This is a genomic window from Carnobacterium divergens (assembly GCF_900258435.1).
GTDB lineage: Bacteria > Bacillota > Bacilli > Lactobacillales > Carnobacteriaceae > Carnobacterium > Carnobacterium divergens_A.
Genome location: NZ_LT992558.1, coordinates 1,957,990 through 1,974,864, shown reverse-complemented (window position 1 = coordinate 1,974,864; position 16,875 = coordinate 1,957,990). Strand labels below are relative to the sequence as shown.

Annotated in this window: 21 protein-coding genes; all 21 read left to right on the top strand. The window is 34.8% G+C overall.

Features of this window, described 5'->3' with window-relative positions; translation table 11 throughout:
* Positions 1 to 130: 130 nt before the first annotated feature.
* A complete protein-coding gene (locus tag CDIMF43_RS09915) occupies positions 131 to 766 on the top strand; it encodes a sigma factor-like helix-turn-helix DNA-binding protein (RefSeq protein ID WP_109841894.1) in 636 nt (211 codons plus the stop codon).
* Positions 767 to 778: 12 nt separating this feature from the next.
* On the top strand, positions 779 to 1,537 hold the full coding sequence (locus CDIMF43_RS09910; protein WP_109841893.1) for a hypothetical protein: 759 nt from the start codon (positions 779 to 781) through the stop codon (positions 1,535 to 1,537).
* 97 nt (positions 1,538 to 1,634) lie between these two features.
* Positions 1,635 to 2,009 (top strand): hypothetical protein, encoded by a 375-nt coding sequence (locus CDIMF43_RS09905; protein WP_109841892.1) that lies wholly within the window; start codon positions 1,635 to 1,637, stop codon positions 2,007 to 2,009.
* A gap of 93 nt (positions 2,010 to 2,102) precedes the next feature.
* Positions 2,103 to 2,978, top strand: coding sequence for an HNH endonuclease (locus CDIMF43_RS09900; RefSeq protein ID WP_233218311.1), 876 nt, complete (start codon positions 2,103 to 2,105; stop codon positions 2,976 to 2,978).
* Positions 2,978 to 4,264 carry a PBSX family phage terminase large subunit gene (locus CDIMF43_RS09895; RefSeq protein WP_109841891.1) on the top strand — a complete coding sequence of 429 codons (1,287 nt, stop codon included), beginning with the start codon at positions 2,978 to 2,980 and terminating at the stop codon, positions 4,262 to 4,264. Before CDIMF43_RS09900 ends, CDIMF43_RS09895 begins: the two co-directional genes overlap by 1 nt.
* 17 nt (positions 4,265 to 4,281) lie before the next feature.
* Positions 4,282 to 5,781, top strand: a complete 1,500-nt coding sequence (locus tag CDIMF43_RS09890) for a phage portal protein (protein ID WP_109841890.1) — start codon at positions 4,282 to 4,284, stop codon at positions 5,779 to 5,781.
* Positions 5,781 to 6,938 (top strand): phage minor capsid protein, encoded by a 1,158-nt coding sequence (locus CDIMF43_RS09885; RefSeq protein WP_109841889.1) that lies wholly within the window; start codon positions 5,781 to 5,783, stop codon positions 6,936 to 6,938. The genes CDIMF43_RS09890 and CDIMF43_RS09885 overlap by 1 nt, the downstream gene beginning before the upstream one ends.
* Before the next feature lie 10 nt (positions 6,939 to 6,948).
* Complete coding sequence (locus tag CDIMF43_RS09880) at positions 6,949 to 7,293, top strand: ImmA/IrrE family metallo-endopeptidase (protein ID WP_109841888.1); 345 nt, start codon at positions 6,949 to 6,951, stop codon at positions 7,291 to 7,293.
* Between the two features lie 101 nt (positions 7,294 to 7,394).
* Positions 7,395 to 7,958: a phage scaffolding protein gene (locus CDIMF43_RS09875; protein WP_109841887.1), complete on the top strand. Its 564-nt coding sequence runs from the start codon at positions 7,395 to 7,397 to the stop codon at positions 7,956 to 7,958.
* 2 nt (positions 7,959 to 7,960) lie between these two features.
* Positions 7,961 to 8,821, top strand: coding sequence for a capsid protein (locus tag CDIMF43_RS09870; RefSeq protein ID WP_109841886.1), 861 nt, complete (start codon positions 7,961 to 7,963; stop codon positions 8,819 to 8,821).
* A gap of 17 nt (positions 8,822 to 8,838) precedes the next feature.
* Complete coding sequence (locus CDIMF43_RS09865; RefSeq protein ID WP_109841885.1) at positions 8,839 to 9,084, top strand: Ig-like domain-containing protein; 246 nt, start codon at positions 8,839 to 8,841, stop codon at positions 9,082 to 9,084.
* Between the two features lie 39 nt (positions 9,085 to 9,123).
* Positions 9,124 to 9,528 carry a head-tail connector protein gene (locus CDIMF43_RS09860; RefSeq protein ID WP_109841884.1) on the top strand — a complete coding sequence of 135 codons (405 nt, stop codon included), beginning with the start codon at positions 9,124 to 9,126 and terminating at the stop codon, positions 9,526 to 9,528.
* The gene (locus CDIMF43_RS09855) at positions 9,525 to 9,863 is read left to right on the top strand and encodes a minor capsid protein (protein WP_109841883.1); all 339 of its coding nucleotides are present in this window, start codon (positions 9,525 to 9,527) and stop codon (positions 9,861 to 9,863) included. The genes CDIMF43_RS09860 and CDIMF43_RS09855 overlap by 4 nt, the downstream gene beginning before the upstream one ends.
* A complete protein-coding gene (locus CDIMF43_RS09850; RefSeq protein ID WP_015077109.1) occupies positions 9,863 to 10,186 on the top strand; it encodes a minor capsid protein in 324 nt (107 codons plus the stop codon). The genes CDIMF43_RS09855 and CDIMF43_RS09850 overlap by 1 nt, the downstream gene beginning before the upstream one ends.
* On the top strand, positions 10,186 to 10,581 hold the full coding sequence (locus CDIMF43_RS09845) for a minor capsid protein (protein WP_035065637.1): 396 nt from the start codon (positions 10,186 to 10,188) through the stop codon (positions 10,579 to 10,581). Before CDIMF43_RS09850 ends, CDIMF43_RS09845 begins: the two co-directional genes overlap by 1 nt.
* Positions 10,582 to 11,067: a phage tail tube protein gene (locus CDIMF43_RS09840; protein ID WP_109841882.1), complete on the top strand. Its 486-nt coding sequence runs from the start codon at positions 10,582 to 10,584 to the stop codon at positions 11,065 to 11,067.
* A 55-nt stretch (positions 11,068 to 11,122) separates the two neighbouring features.
* Positions 11,123 to 11,554: a hypothetical protein gene (locus tag CDIMF43_RS09835; protein ID WP_109841881.1), complete on the top strand. Its 432-nt coding sequence runs from the start codon at positions 11,123 to 11,125 to the stop codon at positions 11,552 to 11,554.
* A 9-nt stretch (positions 11,555 to 11,563) separates the two neighbouring features.
* Entirely contained in the window at positions 11,564 to 12,145 is a 582-nt protein-coding gene (locus tag CDIMF43_RS09830) for a bacteriophage Gp15 family protein (RefSeq protein ID WP_109841880.1), read from the top strand.
* 2 nt (positions 12,146 to 12,147) lie between these two features.
* Positions 12,148 to 14,991, top strand: a complete 2,844-nt coding sequence (locus tag CDIMF43_RS09825; RefSeq protein ID WP_109841879.1) for a phage tail protein — start codon at positions 12,148 to 12,150, stop codon at positions 14,989 to 14,991.
* A complete protein-coding gene (locus CDIMF43_RS09820) occupies positions 14,988 to 15,716 on the top strand; it encodes a phage tail domain-containing protein (RefSeq protein ID WP_162532931.1) in 729 nt (242 codons plus the stop codon). The genes CDIMF43_RS09825 and CDIMF43_RS09820 overlap by 4 nt, the downstream gene beginning before the upstream one ends.
* The coding region (locus tag CDIMF43_RS09815) for a phage tail protein (RefSeq protein WP_199198165.1) at positions 15,716 to 16,875 on the top strand (1,160 nt) is incomplete at its 3' end. The genes CDIMF43_RS09820 and CDIMF43_RS09815, both read left to right, overlap by 1 nt.

Sequence of the window (16,875 nt, the reverse complement as noted above, 5' to 3'; positions counted from 1 at the left end):
TCACATTAGTTAAATGTGAAACAAAAACTAAATTTTAAAGTCTGACTAGAAAACTAGAGGACACTTTAACAACGTAGCAATACGTTAGTTGAGGTGTCCTTTTTTTGCATTTAAAAGGAGGAATACACACATGGAGAAAGATTGGTTAAACGCAGATGAACTTATAAAAGAGTATAAACAGGAACTATCAAAACTAAATAAAATAAAAAGACCATTAAAAAATGAACATGAACTTTTAATGGATAAATCAAAAAAGATTCAAAAAAAAGGTGAAATGTTATCATTTGAAGAAAAAGATAGATCTATTTTTTTAAGGAAAGAATTAAAAATCATCGGTGGAATGATTTCAGATTTGCAATATGCAATCGAATGGTTAGAAACTGCAAGGGAACCTGGCACTAGAAGAACAATATCTAATCGTTCACGTTATCAGAGAACGTCATTACTTGCTGAAATAGAGAAGTTATCTTACTTAGTGACCATTGAACAAGAAAACAAAAGAGAAGCCACAGAGGACGAAATAGAACGTATTACAGCTATGCTAAACAATCTATCTGACAAGGAACGGGCTGCTTACTTAGCAGTTAAGGGGCAGAATCTTTCTTACGCTAAAGCAGGTGAGCTTTTAGGTGTCAGCAAAGCTTCAGTGCAAAGTTACGTTAATCGAGCGCAAGATAAGATTGATAATCAAGTTAAGTATGGATCGCAAAATTTTCTATTTGATTTTATGAAATATGATATAATAGAAAAGAAATTAGAAAATTAAGAGGTGGTAGTTATGATAAAAGATTTACTTATCAAATTCATAGATGAAGAATATATTGAAGATTATTTAAACAAAGGTAAAATATTTTTTCCCTTGAATAAACATTTTGTAGATATGGAGAACGAATCCAATGTAAATAAACATATTGCTGATTCATTGGAAGGTGTACGTTATGAAGCATTTGATCCTAAAGAAGTTATTTTAATGATTGGTTTAGAAGGCTGTAAAGATGAAGATATGCAGGTCTTTAAATATAAAAGAGCGGCACTAAAAGAAAAAAATGAAGCTTTACTTGCAATTCCAATTGCATGCTTTGTGCTTATTAGTGAGAGCGATTATATTGAGAATCCTGACGGTACCTTTAATATTTCTGAGAATGTAATAAAAGAATTAGAAGGAATAAGTAATGATCGACCTTTTGTAATTTCTTTTGCCGATTCTTTTTTAGAAAAAGTAAATTATCATGCTATAAAAAATGGAATCCCTCTTAAACATGGACCGATTAATTACTACGATGAAAAAACTGATGAAAACTTGACACGTAGTGAGTTTGAACTTAATCCTGTGAGCGCTTTAATGCATAAGCAACAAAAATATTCTGATCAGAGAGAATACAGAATTATTTATAATGAAGTCAGTGAAAATCCTAAAGGAATAGAAATTGGAGATATTAATGAGTTTAGTACTAAATTTAATAGTTTAAGTGAATTAGAGCAAATTCGACTAAAAGTAGTACCTCTCGAAGATTTGCCATACGATAACCACCAATAAGTGAAAGGTAAAATTACTTTTCAGTGTGTGTATCCTCCTTTGCCTCCATGGTCATGCGTGGGGGTTTTTGATATAATAAAGAAAAGGAGATGATAGTATGGATAGAGAACAATTCAAAGAATCAATTATATGTCAGGTTCCAGAGATTCCAAACAAGGAAAAATTTATTAAAGTAATTTCAGATATTCATATTTACTTGAGTGATTTAAGCGATGAAATGAAAGAAGAAAAAAAAGGTTCTGAAGAAATTTTTACTATTTCTTCAACAGGTGACGGTAAAAAAGTATCCGCCAGAACTTTAAAAGATGAAATTCAGTTTATCTACCATGAAGATTCTAATGAAATTTCTATTATTTCACAAAATGATGAATTGGATAGTTTGACTTATTTAGAAGATGATATTTTAATAAATAAAAAAGGAGATAAATTTAGTTTAGACAACATAATAAATTATTTAGAAAAACTGATTTAAAAGACCTTTCGAGGTCTTTTTATTTTGCTTAAAATACATAAATCACTTAAAGGTGATTACAAAACAACACGAAACGTGAGGTGGTGATATGATGTGATAGAAGTGAAAAAAGGGCGCAAGAGTAAATATGACACTCATGTCGCCACTAGGTTAAAAGAAATTGAGTGGTGGTGCCGTGAGGGCTTAACAGAGTTTGAAATATGTAAGAGATTAAACATCGCGGAATCTACATTTAACAATTATAAAAAAGAGTTTTCGGAATTAATGGAGTCCCTAAAAAAGGGTAAAGAAATTGCTGACTATCAAGTTGAGGATGCTTTATTTAAAAGAGCAGTAGGATATGAATACACAGAGATAACAAGAGAACGACTAGCTGATACAGGACAAAAGAAGCGACATGGTGGTGAGTCAGAGTTGACCGCTGAAGAGTGGGAAATGGCACAAAGGTACTTTAAAGGAGAGTGTGCTTACTGCGGTTCGGGCGATAAAATCACTAAAGATCATTTAGATCCATTAAAAAATGGCGGGAAACTTATAGAGTCTAACGTTGTGCCAGCTTGTGGTAATTGTAATTCGAGCAAAAGAGATCATCAATGGCTCTCGTGGTATCAAAAACAAACATTTTATTCGAAAGAAAAAGGGCAAAAAATACTTGATTATGTTGATTTTGTTTTAAGTATGCCTGCATCTACTAAAGATAGCGAAATGATTGTTACTAAAGAAGTTGTGAAGCAAGTAAGTCCAGATACAGGGGCGATTGCGCTATGGCTTAAGAATAGAAAACGCGATACTTGGCAAAATACGAATACACTCGATGAAAAGCTTAAAAAAGAACAAATTAAGAAAGCTAAAGCAGAAGCGGCTATTCTTGAAAATGCAGCTAATAAGTTGAGTGCAGGAGAAGAAACAGCTAAGCATATCCAAAGCTTAATTGATATTGGTAAGACGTTGATAGGCGGTGAAGAATAATGATGTTATCTGATAAACAGAAAGAAAATATCTATCAACCGCTTAAAGGAATAGAGCTAGAAATGAACGAAGGTACAATCCGTTCAGGTAAAACGATGTCTGATGCGCAAAAGATGGCTATAATTTATGCTGCATCACCAGATAAAAACCATTTAATTGCTGCCTACAATCAAGAACAAGCATATCGTATGTTTATGGATTGTGAGGGCATGGGCTTAGTCAATATATTTAAAGATTGCGGAGAAATGAGAAGTGATAGGCATGGTGACCACTTGTGGCTGAACCTTCCAAATGGAGAAAAGAAAATCTATTACAAAGGTGGCGGAAAAGTAAATGCAGTTGGAGCAATAACTGGTATGTCATTTGGCACTGTCGTGTTTCTCGAGTTTAATCTATTAAACAGGGAATTTATCAAAGAAGCATTTAGGCGGACATTAGCTGCTAAGTTTAGATATCATCTAGCGGAACAAAATCCGCCTGCTCCGAATCATCCGAATTTAGAAGAGTTGCTTCCTTTTGAAAAAACAGGAAAGTATTTGTTTAGACATTGGCGACCTACTGATAACCCTATTTTAACAGGCCAACGGTTAAAAGATTGGGAAGAACAATGTAAAGTTAGCGATTATGCTTATAAACGTGATTGGTTAGGTGAACGGGTTTTGCCACAAGGTGTTATCTACTCTATGTTTGATGAAAACAGGAACGAAGTTAACAAAATAAAAGGTCAAATAATTGAAACTTTCTTCACGGCAGATGGAGGGCAATCAGATGCTACAACATGTGCTTTTTGGGTTGTTACGTTTCTTGATGGTAAGTATTATTTGTACCGTTTAGCTAACTTTTATCACAGCGGAGCGGATACTGAAACAATAAAAGCTATGTCTGTATACGCTAAGGAAATAAAGCGATTTGTTGAATGGTGTTATAGAACATGGAGTGACCTGCCACATTGGAATTATTTTTTCGTAGACCCCGCATGCTTAACATTACGGTCAGAACTAGATTTAATTGGTATTTCTACGGATAAGGCTGACAATAATAGTAAAGATAGAGTGACAAGTAATGGACTGAAAATTGAAGTTGGTATCACTAGGCTTCAAAATACAATAGAAAGCGGTCAGTTTTTATTGCTTACTACTGGGGAAGAATATGACCATTATCATTTAAAAAAAGAATTAGCTATGTATAGTAGAAATGATAATGGATTGCCAATCGATAAAAACAATCACGCTATGGATGATGCTCGATATGGTAACAATTACTTTTATAAAACCTATATCGCCTAAAGAAAAGAGGTGTGTTCATGTTAGAAAAAATTAAAAACTTATTTAGGATTGGAGGTGCAAAGCTAGGTATGGTACAGCAATTAGAAAAGATTATAGATCATCCAAAAATTTCGATGGATCAGGAAGAATACGACAGGATAAGGAACAACAAACAGATTTATAAGAGTGTATTTCCAAATGTCAATTATTTATCGAGCAATGGAATCTTTCAAGAAAGAGAATTTCGTTCTTTAAATGTTTCCAAAGTTTTATCTCGCAAGTTGGCTAAACTTGTTTTTAATGATGGGTGTTCAGTGAGTGTTGATGATAAAAAAGCAAATGAATTTTTGCAAGATACTTTTAATTCTAATAAGTTCAGAAAAAACTTTGGCGAAGAATTGGAAGCAGGTTACGCAATTGGAGGATTAGTATTAAGACCCTATGTGGATATTGGGTCAAAGGAAATTAAAATAGCTTATTGTCGTGCAGATACGTTTTATCCTTTACAGTCAAATACAAACGACATAACAGAAGCAGTAATTACTACAGAAACGCAGCAAACAGAAGGTAAAGACATGATTCATTACACACTACTTGAATTTCATGAGTGGGAAAACGGAACGTATTACATTAGAAATGAACTTTACAGATCTGATAGACAAGATGCAGTCGGTGTAAAAGTACCACTTAAAACACTAGAAAAATATGCAGATTTACAAGAAGAAACGAAAATGGAAGGCTTTAGCCGTCCTTTGTTTGTCTATATCAAGCTAGCTGGTAAAAATAATCTTAATATCTCTAGTCCATTAAGCTTGGGTATTATTGATAATGCTAAACGGCAATTGAAAGATATAAATGAGAAATACGACCAGTTTATGTGGGAAATCGAGGAAGGACGAAGAAAAATACTTGCTTCTGATCATTTCTTCAAAGTTCGTTATGACGAAAAAGGAAATCCTATTAAGCGATTCGATAGCAAAACAAGCGTGTATCAGAGCTTGAAATCTGATGAACCTTTTATTGATGAATTTTCTCCTTCTTTGCGTTCAAGCGAATTTATTGAAAGCATTAACTTTATTTTACGTATTATTGAAATGCAAACAGGGTTTTCAAGCGGAACGTTTAGCTTTGATGGACAATCTGTTAAAACAGCAACAGAAATCATAAGTGAAAATTCTGAAACATTTTCAACTCGTTCAGACAATGTGCTGATTGTTGAAGAAGCGTTGAAAGAGCTTGTTATTACTATTTTTGAATTAGCACATGCTTACGGTTTGTATAACCAACCTGCAAAGCTAGGGGTTAACATCGACTTTGATGACGGAGTTTTTCAATCTCAAGATGCGAAAGCTGATTATTATTCTAAACTTGTAATCAGTGAATTGACGTCAAAACTAAGAGCTATCCAAAAAGTGTCTGGAGTGACTGAAAAAGAAGCAAAAGAGATACTTTCTGAAATAAAAGCAGAGCAGTTAGATTTAGATTATGCAGAAAATGAGGAAGAATATATAAAGAAAGAACTTGGGAGTGATGAATAATGACTGTCACCCCTCATCAACTTGATTTATGGTCTAGTAACATGTCTCATATTTACCAGTCGTTAGAAGGTGAAATATTAAAGATAATCATTAAACAACTTAATACCAACCCAGACAACATTCAAGACTGGCAACGTCAGAAATTAAACGATTTAAAGTTAGTTAACAAAGATACAGCTAAAGTCGTTTCTGATGCTACTGGATTATCTCAAAAGCAAATCGAAAATATATTTGGTGAAGTTGGTCCTAAGATAATTAAAGATGTTGATGGCGCTGTACCTTATGATAATTTACCTTTGCCAACTGATTTAGACAATATCATGAGAGCCTACTACGAACAAGCTTGGGGAGATGTTGACAACTATGTAAATCAAACGCTTATCTCAACAAACAATGGCTATAGAACTGCAATAACCACAATGTATACGGATATTATCAACAAGACGACTGCTGGATTTAACAGTGGTCTATTTACATTTGAAGAAGCGTTAGAGAAAACTGTTCAAAAATGGGCGCAAAAAGGAATTAATAGTTCTTTTATAGATAAAGGTGGTCACTCTTGGTCGTTAGAAAGGTATGTAAGAACCGTTTTAAAGTCATCACTCGGAAATACCTATAATCAGTTAAGAAAAGATAGAATGGCTGAATATGATGTTCATACAGTCCTTGTCACTAGCCACATGGGAGCTCGTGCTGCTTGTTCAAAGATTCAAGGTAATGTTGTTGATTTGAGAGAATCTATATCACCTAAATCAGAATATAGAAGTATTTACGATTCTTATTGGAATGCTGAATACGGAACAGCTGGAGGACACAGAGGTGTTAACTGTACTCATAATCATATTCCTTTTATTCCTGGTGTAAATACGAATAATCAAACTAAATATAACGCTTCAGAAAATGAAAAGGTTGCAAAATTAACTAAGAGACAACGCGAACTAGAACGAAGAATAGTTAAATTAAAGAAAAATAAGATGGTTTCGGAGTCAATGGATAACACAGATGGTGCGAAAATATGGCAAAGAGACATTACAGCAACGCAACGAGCGATTAAAGAACTTGTTGATAGTAATGAGTATCTATCAAGGAACTACGCAAGAGAAAAGGTTTATACACCTATAGATTTATTAGTAAAAGACTTTCGTTATGATGAATAGGAGCTGAAAAATGAATATTCCAAATGAAATAAAAGTTGGTGGAATTAACTATAAAGTTGAAATCGTTGACCATATACCTCATGAAGAAACTGGTTATAAATGGGGCGAATGCGACTATCAACGAGGAACAATAAAGATTTGGAAAGAATTGTCATCTGAACAACAAGAGCAAACGTTTATTCATGAATTAACTCATGCTATTGCTCATGAAGCTGGAATTGATAACCAAGATGAGGATTTAATTAATAGTTTTGCATTAGTAGCTTATATGGTAATCAAAGACAATCCGACTAAGGCAACAGATGTAGTGACGTTTTACTCAGATGGTAAAGAAGCAGGCGAAAAGATTTTATAAAAATTACTCAAATAACATTATTATCGTCCTAAGCAAGACGTTAAATCTACTTAATCCAATCGTGGTCGTAGCCACGTAAAAAAACGGAAGGATGAATAAATATGAAAAGAGAACAATTGAGAGATTTAGGACTAACTGATGAACAATTAGGGTCAGTAATGGCGCTACATGGTCAAACTGTAAACGGATTGAATACTAGCCTAGCAACTGCAGAGCAAGAGCGTGATCAATTCAAGGAGCAGTTAAACACTAATCAGACGGAACTAGATGGATTAAAAGAGTTGGCAAAGGGAAACGAAGAGGTGACGGCTCAACTAATTGAGTTACAAGGTAAATTTGACCAAGTTAGCACCGATTCAGAAGCAAAATTAGCCGCTCAAAAGAAAGATTTCGCTATTCAGTTAGCTTTAAAAGAGGCAAACAGCGTTGATGAAGCGATTGTGTTAGGTCTATTAGATAAAGATACAATTAAGGTGACAGATGATGGTTTACAAGGTTTAAAAGAGCAGTTAGATGGGTTGAAAGAAAGTAAATCATTTTTATTTGAGCAAGCAGAAGTAACAAAAGAAACAACTCCTGCCATTGTAGCAACTGGTAACCCAACAGGCGGTGCAGGTGGTGGAAAAAGCATTGTACAAAAAATCCAAGAAAGATTAGGTGAATAATTATGGCTTTAGTATTAGACAGTAAAGATTTAGCGACAATTGATAAAGAATTCCGTGCGGATTCGCAAGTTTGGGACGTATTAACACAAGGAGCAAAAAGCATTACAGCAGCTGACTTTGTAGGAGCGAATGAAGTTCGTATCAATAAAATGTCTGGCTTTGTAGAAGCTACGCAATACAAACGAAACGGCGAAAATGCTCGTAGTCAAGTAAGTATTGCAAAAGAAACCATTAAGCTAACTCATGAAGATTGGTTTGGTTATGATGTAGATCAATTAGATCAATCGGAAAGTGCAGCATTAACAATTAATAACATTGTGACAGAACACAAACGTTTGATTACTGTTCCACATCGTGACAAAGTAGCAATCCAAGTCTTATTTGATAATGCAGGGGAAAAAAAGAACGAAACATTAACAGAAGATAATATTCTATCAGCTTATGATGCTGCAGAAGAATATATGACAGATAATGAAGTCCCAGGTGGGTATGTAATGTTTGTTTCAGCAGCAACTTATCGCCTGTTAAAAAATGCGAAAGGTGTAACGAAGTCATTTTCTACCAATCAAATGTCAATCAATGGTATTGATCGTACAGTTGCCCAAATTGACGGCGGAGTACCAATTTTAAAAGTTGCTAAAGGTCGTTTCTCAGGTATTGACATCAAAGATACATTAAACTTTATTATTGTTCCTTTAACAGCAATTGCACCTATTGTTAAGTTCGGTACTGTAGACACCGTTTCAGCATCGCAAGACCGTAGTGGTTACCGTGATACGATTAAAGGGCTAGATTATTATGATGCGATTGTATTTGATAACGCTAAGAAAGCTATTTATGTTTCTTATGTCCCAAAAGCGTAGCCCCATCTGGAATTACGTTGAATAAATCAACGCTAACTCTTGATGTAGGGGCAAATGAAACTTTAACAGCAACTGTTTTACCTGCAAATGCAACGGATAAAACAGTTCAATACAGTTCTGGCGATGTGGCTATTGCAACAGTAACGCCAGTTCAAGGTAAAGTTACAGGTGTTAAAGCTGGTAGAACAACAATTACTGCAACAACGGTAAATGGAAAAACGACAACTTGTGCAGTCACTGTAACTGAACCAAGTGGAGGTTAGTCTAACGACTAGCCTTTTTTGTTACGAAAGGAGGCAGTCATGGCTTATCTAACATTTGAAGAATTCAAAGAGTTAACAAATAAAACTGATGATTTTAAAGATACATTTAATAAGTATCTATTGAAAGCATCAGCGATTATTGACAATACAACCAATCGGTTTTATCAATTTAACTCAATCACTGATGATCCAATAGTTTTTAGAGTACAACAATTTAAATTAGCATTATGTGCTCAAATTATCTATTTTGGCGAGGTTGGAGCTGATACTCATGAGAGTATTAATAAAGCTCCGCAATCGTTCAGCGCAGGTCGTACAAGTGTTTCAAACGGCACTAGATACAATGCTTCTGGTCAAAACGAAAGCAAATCTCTAGTTTCAGAAGATGTTTATATCTATTTAGAAGGCAGCGGATTGTTGTATAGAGGGGTGAAATCTTTATGATGCCTAAACCACCAATAGAGTTTCTAGTTGATTCTTTTGAGTATAAAGACTATCTAGGTGAAGGTGATTGGAATAAACCTGTTTATGCAGAACCTATTTTGATTGAAAACTGCCGCATTGATAAAACATCACAGTATACAGCTACCACAAGTGGTAAGCAGTTGTTGTTTAAAGCTGTTATATTTTGTTATCCAGGGCTAACAAGTCCTATTGGTCCATTTAAAGAACAAGGGCTTGTAATATACGATGGCCAAGAACATGTTATTACTTCTGCTATTCCAATTAAAGAAGCTTATTCAGATGACCTTTATTCTTATGAATTAGAGGTGGTTTAATGAGTGTTACTGTTAATTTTGGCGGTATTAAACGTAAGATAAGCAGTCAAAATGTCAAACGTGGTCAATATGCAGTTGCCAATCAAGCTATGGCTGACATGGATAGATTCGTTCCTAGAAAAGAAGGGAATTTGAGAACAGCGGTGCACGTTACAAGTGTTGGTAAAATACTTTATGAAATGCCATATGCAAAAAGGCAGTTTCATTTAAACGGCACAACATACTCAACTCCTGGAACAGGTCCTAGGTGGGATTTGAAAGCTAAAGGAATGTATATGGATTCGTGGAAAAAAGCGTTTCTAAGAGGAAGTGGTATTAATTAATGGACTTTATCGAACGGATTAAAGATTCAGTTAATTCTATTGACGAATTGCCTATTAAGTTAAGGAGTGGTTACCTAGGAGTTAGCGAATCATTAGTGATTTATTCATCGGCTGGTAGCACTGCAATTAAAGAGTACATGGACGGTGCAAAAGACGTCAACATGAACTATGAAATTGCTATGAAGTCAAAAGATGGCGATAAGTTACAACAGGTGCTTTGGCTTATATCAGAGCATTTAGACAAAGTAAAAAGCGTAATTAGTCAAGATGATAGTTTTACGTTTAACAAACTAACTATTACAAGCAAGCCGTTCATCAATCAATACGATGAACAAGGTTGGCTTGTTTTTTTATTGGATTTTACAGCAAATATCACAATCGAGGGGGAATTATAAATGGCAAGATTAAAAAATGCGCTAAGAGGTCACTTTATCGCACCGTATGTATTAGGTGAAGAAGCACCAACTGATGATAAATGGATGGAGCTAGCTAAATGGATTTCAAATGTATCAGATGACACAGACGAACAAACAGATGACACAGGTTATTACGATGGTGACGGCTCGCAGGAAACGACAGTTACTGGTGTCAGTGCAGCATATAGTTTCGAAGGTAGTTTTGATCCAGAAGATAAAGCACAGGCTTATATCGAAGGGATTAGATTTAAAACTGGTGAGAATCGTAAAGTTTGGCATAAAGTAGTTACTTCTGATGGGAAAAAGACGTTTATTGGGGTTGCGACAGTTTCGGCTATTGTAGCAGGTTCAGGCGATGCGACAGAGTTTGAAGATTTCTCTTGCACAATTTCATATAACCAAATTCCAAAAGAAACAGTAACGTCAACAACACCTGAAACAGCAAAACTTAATTTAAATAAATAACCATGGAAGGGGCAGATTAATTTTTGCTCCTTTTAAATTCAAGGAGGAATTAAAAATGGCAATGAATTTTAATGTAGAAGTAGATTTAGTCCCAGTTACGATTAATGGAGAAACTTTTAATTTTGATGCGACTGAAGAGAATTTAATTAAATTTTTTGACTTTGAAAAAGACGTTAGAGAACGAGGCAAGAAGTTGAAAAATGAATTTAAAAAGGTCCAAGACAACGAATTTAACGATTCTGAGTATAAAAAAGTATTTGATTTAGCCATTAAAGACCTAGCTATCAATTACAATTTCTTATTCGGTGAAGGTTCGTTTGATAGATTGTATAAAGTTGTTCCCTCATTTTCAAAACTCATTGATTTATTAGCTCCTGTTTGTGAAGGAATCGCTTCAGAAGTAAAAAACATTCAGAAGAAACGCAATAAAGAAATGGAGAAAAAAGAAGCTAAGTATTTAATTGATAAAAAGAAGTCTAAAAAGTAGGTGTGAATAATGTTTTCACTTGCATATAGATTTAACGACAGTATCGAAATTCAAGGCGTTCAGCATGATATAGACATGAGTTTTGATAATGTTTTAAGAGTCATTGAGATGCTTGACGATGGAGATATACAGCCTATCAGAAAAGTGACAATGGGCTTAGAAATGTTACTTGATAAAAAACTAGAATGTGATTTACAAACTCAAGTAGATATTTTTAATGAAATTATTGAAACAAAAGTATATACATCTGAAAAAGAAAAAATAGCTCTTGATAGGAATGGTGATCCTATGCCAGTTGTTAAAGAGGAAAACAAGCAAGTGTATTCCATTAAACATGATGCTGAATACATATTTTCCTCATTCAAACAGGCTTATGACATTGATTTGATCGAGGAACAAGGCAGACTGCATTGGGACAAGTTCAGAGCCTATTTGATTGGATTACCGACTGATACAAAATTCCAACAGGTTATGGATATACGCCAACGTGAAATGCCTAAAGGCAAAGGTAACGAAAAGGAAAGAAAAGAATTGAAGAAACTCAAAGAGTTATATGCTTTACCAAGCCAAAACTTGGAAGAGGGTGAGTAAGAATGGCAGATGGAAGCATTACAATTGATGTTGATGTAAACGGAGACAGCCTTAGTGGATTGAACAATGATCTATCGAATGTAGAAGGAAGTGGTGAAAAAGCTTCACTTTCTATTGGAAAAATTGTCACAGCGTTAGGATTAGTAAAACTTGCAAGTGCTGCGTTTGGAGCTTTAAAAGATGGAATTGGAGCTTCGTTAAATGAGGGAGCTGCATTGCAACAATCTTTAGGCGGTATCGAAACATTATTTAAAGGCAGCGGTGATAAAGTAAAAGCTTACGCAGACGAAGCCTATAGAACAGCTGGTATGTCTGCAAATAGTTACATGGAAACAGTAACCAGTTTCAGCGCTAGCTTGTTGCAATCTATGGGTGGCGATACAGAAGCAGCTGCAGATACAGCCAATATGGCATTAATCGATATGTCTGATAATGCAAATAAAATGGGAACATCTATGGAGAGTATTCAAGATGCGTACAAAGGTTTTGCGAAGCAGAATTATACTATGCTAGATAACCTTTCTCTCGGATACGGTGGTACTAAAACAGAAATGGAACGACTTTTAGCTGATGCAACAAAATTAACAGGTGTTAAATACGACATTAATAATTTGAATGATGTTTATAACGCTATCCATGCAGTTCAAGAAGAAATGGATATCACAGGAACTACTGCAAAAGAATCGGCTGAGACTTTCAGTGGATCGCTTGATTCAATGAAAGCATCCTTTTCCAATGTTTTAGGAAAGTTAGCTTTAGGGCAAGATATTAAACCATCGCTTGAAGCTTTAGCTCAGACGACCGCTACTTTCTTGATGGGTAACTTTTTCCCAATGATAGGGAATATATTCAAAGCTTTACCAGGAGCAATAAGCACACTTATTAAAGCTTCTATACCTTATGTTAAAGATGCTTTTAGTGAGATGCTTGATGCAATAGTTAATAAATTCCCAATATTAGATAAATTAATTGGGCCTTTATCTCAGATGCTTACGGCTGTAAAAGCTTTAATAAAAGGATTTCAAGCTATATTCAGTTCGGATTGGAGTGTTAACGTAACTAAGTTGCATGATCAATTTACTAAAGTATTCCCAGAATCTTTGTGGCAAGGGATGACAAAACTTGCTAACGGTCTAAAAAGTTTAATAGAAGGGTTTAAATCGGGTAGTGGTTCTGTTGATAATTTAGGAATTGGAATTAAAATATTAAAAATAGCATTACTTGGAATGCTAGGTCCAGTTGGACTAGTATTAAAAGTTTTTGAATTGATTGCTAAATCTTTAGGCGGTGGCGATGTAAAAAAAGGAATTGGTTCAATTATACAATCCTTTGAAAGCTTAACTAAAAACATTCAGTCGAATGGTCCTAAACTTGGACAATCGTTTGGCCAAGCGCTAGAAGGCATTTTGGGAGCAATTGCCAAATCGTTACCTGGAATAATTTCAGGAGCCTTGCAAGTAGTCGCGGGGTTTATATCCGGGATAGCAAAGGGGTTACCAATGTTAACTGTCGCAGCCTTTCAATTAATCACAGCGTTTACAGGAGCGATGTTAGTTCTTGTTCCAACTGTTGCGTTATCGGCTACGGCTATTATTGTTGCGTTTCTCGGTGCCTTAACAGTTGGGTTGCCTTTGATTATTGTTGCAGGAGCGAAGTTAATAAAGGCGATATTACAAGGAATAACGGAACAATTACCAACGCTTATTACAAGTGCAGCTAATTTAATAGTTACGTGGTTAACCGCATTAAATGCTCATTTACCGGAAATAATGCAAGCTGGATTTAATTTGCTTATTACATTTTTACAGGGAATTGCTAATAATATTGGTCAAATAACAAATCAAGCCATTAGTATTGTTGTTAACTTTGCACAAGCTATTGTAGCTAGGATGCCTGATATCGTAAATGCTGCAGTTAATTTAATTGTTAGTTTTGTAATGGGATTGGCTTCAAGAATGCCTGATATAATCGGTTCTGCTGCAACATTAATAGCTAGCTTTATTAATGGAATAGCAAATAATCTAGGCCAGATTATTGATTCAGCAGTGAACTTAATTGTGAAATTTATAGAGGGGATTGCGAAAAGCATTCCAGATATTGTGAATGCAGCGATGGGGCTAATTGATGCAATGGTTCAAGGATTACTACAAGCCCAAGATAGATTATTTAAAGCAGCGACCACCCTAATTAATGGCATGGCTGAAAATATTAGAAATAACAAAGAATCGGTTCGTGATGCGGCTTTAAATCTTTTAGATGCGATTGTTGGTGTATTTGTTCCAGATGCGTTAATGGATGCAGGTAAAGCGATTATTAAAGGTTTTCTAAAAGGTTTAAAGTCAGCGTTTGAAGAGGTTAAAGAATTTGTCAGTGGAATTGCTACTTGGATCAAGGAACATAAAGGACCTATAAGTTATGACAGAAAACTACTAATTACAAATGGTATGTCAATAATGGAAGGATTAGACAAAGGTTTACAGGATAGTTTCAAAAATGTTCAAAGTACAGTTAGCACAATGGCTAATAAATTAAACAACGATATGAATTTGGATTGGCAGTTAGGAGCTAGTAGTTCAGCGTTACCTAAAATATCCGCAGAATCCGCGTTGAATATAGGAGCAAGAGCTACAGGCAACGCAAGTAACTATAACAATAATTCCATTAGTACTATTAACAACTATCAAAGTTCATTTAATGACGAATCTATAGAAATTTTGAAAGAAATTAGAGATAAGTCTAACGATACGTTCTTAAACAACGTTAAAGTCAGCGAGAATGTAGCAGGGCCACTTGACAGGATACAAAGACAGCGTATGGAATTAGTAGGATGGGGGTTAGAACTGTGAGAAACAATCTTCATAATTATGGAATATCATTTAACAATCACCATTCCACAGATTTCGGACTAGATATTTTAGATGATAAACAAATAACGTATCCTTCTAAAATCAAGACACTACAAAGAATTCCGCATTCAAATAGCGTTTATGATTTCTCACAGATTTATGGAACTCAAAACTATTCTGAAAGAACATTCACTGTAACGTTCAATGTGATTGACCGTAGTATGTGGAGCAAGGAATCTATGTACATTCAATGGACAAAGATTTTAGCTTGGTTAATGGAACCAAGTCAGAAAATACCCTTACATGATGACATTATGAATGATTATTATTATTTGGCCGAAGTACAAAAGGAACCTAGTTTTGATGAACTTAGACATAGAGGGAAGTTAACAGTAGAGTTCCAATGTTACCCTTTTAGAATTCACGAATTACAAGAAGGTAATGACGTTTTGGATACGTTTAACTTTGAACTGGATATCGCTCAATTAGTAAAATATGAGGTGAATGGTTCCAAACAGATTGTTCTTTATAATTTGGGTATGACTGATTTAGCTCCAGTAATTGTTGCTAGCTCTCAAATGACAATTCAGTTAAAAGGGAATACCTATAAAGTGAATGTAGGTGAAGGTGTAGCGACTGGATTCTATCTAGTCCCTGGATTGAATGAGATCACTGTAATAGGCAGTGGAACGATTGAGTTTAAGTTTCATAAAGAGGTGATTTAATGTATCAAGTTTTAATTAAAAATAGTCCTAAAGGCGATGAGCTAGAAATTCATTCGCCTTTTTCTAATGATTTAAAACTAACCAAAGGAAGTGTGAAACCAGGAATTAATGCCTTTGATAGTTTTGACTTTTCTTTTTTGCCTAATAACCCTTCATTTGGAAAATTAAAACCGTTAACTACACTTATTAGAGTTGTGGATACAAAGTTGAATAAAAATATATTTAAGGGAAGAGTGTTAATTCCAACAGATCGAATGGAAAGTAGCGGTGATTTCAATTGTAGTTATATTTGCGCATCCGATCTAAGCTATTTACAAGATAGTGTTCAGAAATATGGAAAATTTCAAAATACAACTCCAGAACAATTTTTTAGATATCTAATTGATGTTCATAATTCACAAGTGGAAGAGCATAAGCGCTTTGTTGTCGGCATTGTAACGGTAACGAACAATACTGATAATGTTTATCGCTATGTAGATGATTTAGCGACTACATGGGGAACAATACAAGATAAATTAATTAGCCGCTTAGGTGGGGAAATCAGAGTAAGAGAAGTTAACGGAGTTAACTATATTGACTACGTAACTGAAATCGGAGAACACACCGATACGACAATTGAGCTATCTAAAAATTTAATCTCAATTTCTAAGAGTGTTGATCCGACTGAAATCGTCACAAGGATATATCCTAGAGGAGAACGTTTGGAAAGCGAAGAAGAAAGCAACACAGATGCTTCTCAACCACGATTAACCATAGCGAGTGTAAATAATGGCAGAGAGTATCTAAATGCTTCTAACGAGCTGATAAACGAGTTTGGAATCATTGAAAAAGCTGTTGAATGGTCAGAAGTTACCCAACCTCAAATTTTGAAGTCTAAAGGGCAACAATACCTAGATGAACAAAAATCAGCGAAAACGCAATACAGCTTAACTGCTGTTGATTTATCTTTAATTGACCTAGACATTAGAAGATTTGAAATCGGCAATTATTACCCATTGAAAAATTCAGTAATGGGAATTGACGATGAGTTACGAGTAGTCGGAATGACAATCGATATCATCGATGTAGAAACGTCTGAACTGACAATTGGTGATCGTTTTATTTCATTATCACAGTACCAAGCAGAATTAAAAAAGAAAAATAACGCGTTGAATGATAT

What these genes read in the sequence shown, in the direction of transcription:
- CDIMF43_RS09880 (WP_109841888.1), top strand. Translation starts at nt 6,949, where the DNA reads ATGAATATTCCAAATGAAATAAAAGTTGGTGGAATTAACTATAAAGTT.
- CDIMF43_RS09895 (WP_109841891.1), top strand. Translation starts at nt 2,978, where the DNA reads ATGATGTTATCTGATAAACAGAAAGAAAATATCTATCAACCGCTTAAA.
- CDIMF43_RS09890 (WP_109841890.1), top strand. Translation starts at nt 4,282, where the DNA reads ATGTTAGAAAAAATTAAAAACTTATTTAGGATTGGAGGTGCAAAGCTA.
- CDIMF43_RS09885 (WP_109841889.1), top strand. Translation starts at nt 5,781, where the DNA reads ATGACTGTCACCCCTCATCAACTTGATTTATGGTCTAGTAACATGTCT.
- CDIMF43_RS09835 (WP_109841881.1), top strand. Translation starts at nt 11,123, where the DNA reads ATGGCAATGAATTTTAATGTAGAAGTAGATTTAGTCCCAGTTACGATT.
- CDIMF43_RS09840 (WP_109841882.1), top strand. Translation starts at nt 10,582, where the DNA reads ATGGCAAGATTAAAAAATGCGCTAAGAGGTCACTTTATCGCACCGTAT.
- CDIMF43_RS09870 (WP_109841886.1), top strand. Translation starts at nt 7,961, where the DNA reads ATGGCTTTAGTATTAGACAGTAAAGATTTAGCGACAATTGATAAAGAA.
- CDIMF43_RS09830 (WP_109841880.1), top strand. Translation starts at nt 11,564, where the DNA reads ATGTTTTCACTTGCATATAGATTTAACGACAGTATCGAAATTCAAGGC.
- CDIMF43_RS09850 (WP_015077109.1), top strand. Translation starts at nt 9,863, where the DNA reads ATGAGTGTTACTGTTAATTTTGGCGGTATTAAACGTAAGATAAGCAGT.
- CDIMF43_RS09845 (WP_035065637.1), top strand. Translation starts at nt 10,186, where the DNA reads ATGGACTTTATCGAACGGATTAAAGATTCAGTTAATTCTATTGACGAA.
- CDIMF43_RS09910 (WP_109841893.1), top strand. Translation starts at nt 779, where the DNA reads ATGATAAAAGATTTACTTATCAAATTCATAGATGAAGAATATATTGAA.
- CDIMF43_RS09905 (WP_109841892.1), top strand. Translation starts at nt 1,635, where the DNA reads ATGGATAGAGAACAATTCAAAGAATCAATTATATGTCAGGTTCCAGAG.
- CDIMF43_RS09875 (WP_109841887.1), top strand. Translation starts at nt 7,395, where the DNA reads ATGAAAAGAGAACAATTGAGAGATTTAGGACTAACTGATGAACAATTA.
- CDIMF43_RS09855 (WP_109841883.1), top strand. Translation starts at nt 9,525, where the DNA reads ATGATGCCTAAACCACCAATAGAGTTTCTAGTTGATTCTTTTGAGTAT.
- CDIMF43_RS09915 (WP_109841894.1), top strand. Translation starts at nt 131, where the DNA reads ATGGAGAAAGATTGGTTAAACGCAGATGAACTTATAAAAGAGTATAAA.
- CDIMF43_RS09825 (WP_109841879.1), top strand. Translation starts at nt 12,148, where the DNA reads ATGGCAGATGGAAGCATTACAATTGATGTTGATGTAAACGGAGACAGC.
- CDIMF43_RS09860 (WP_109841884.1), top strand. Translation starts at nt 9,124, where the DNA reads ATGGCTTATCTAACATTTGAAGAATTCAAAGAGTTAACAAATAAAACT.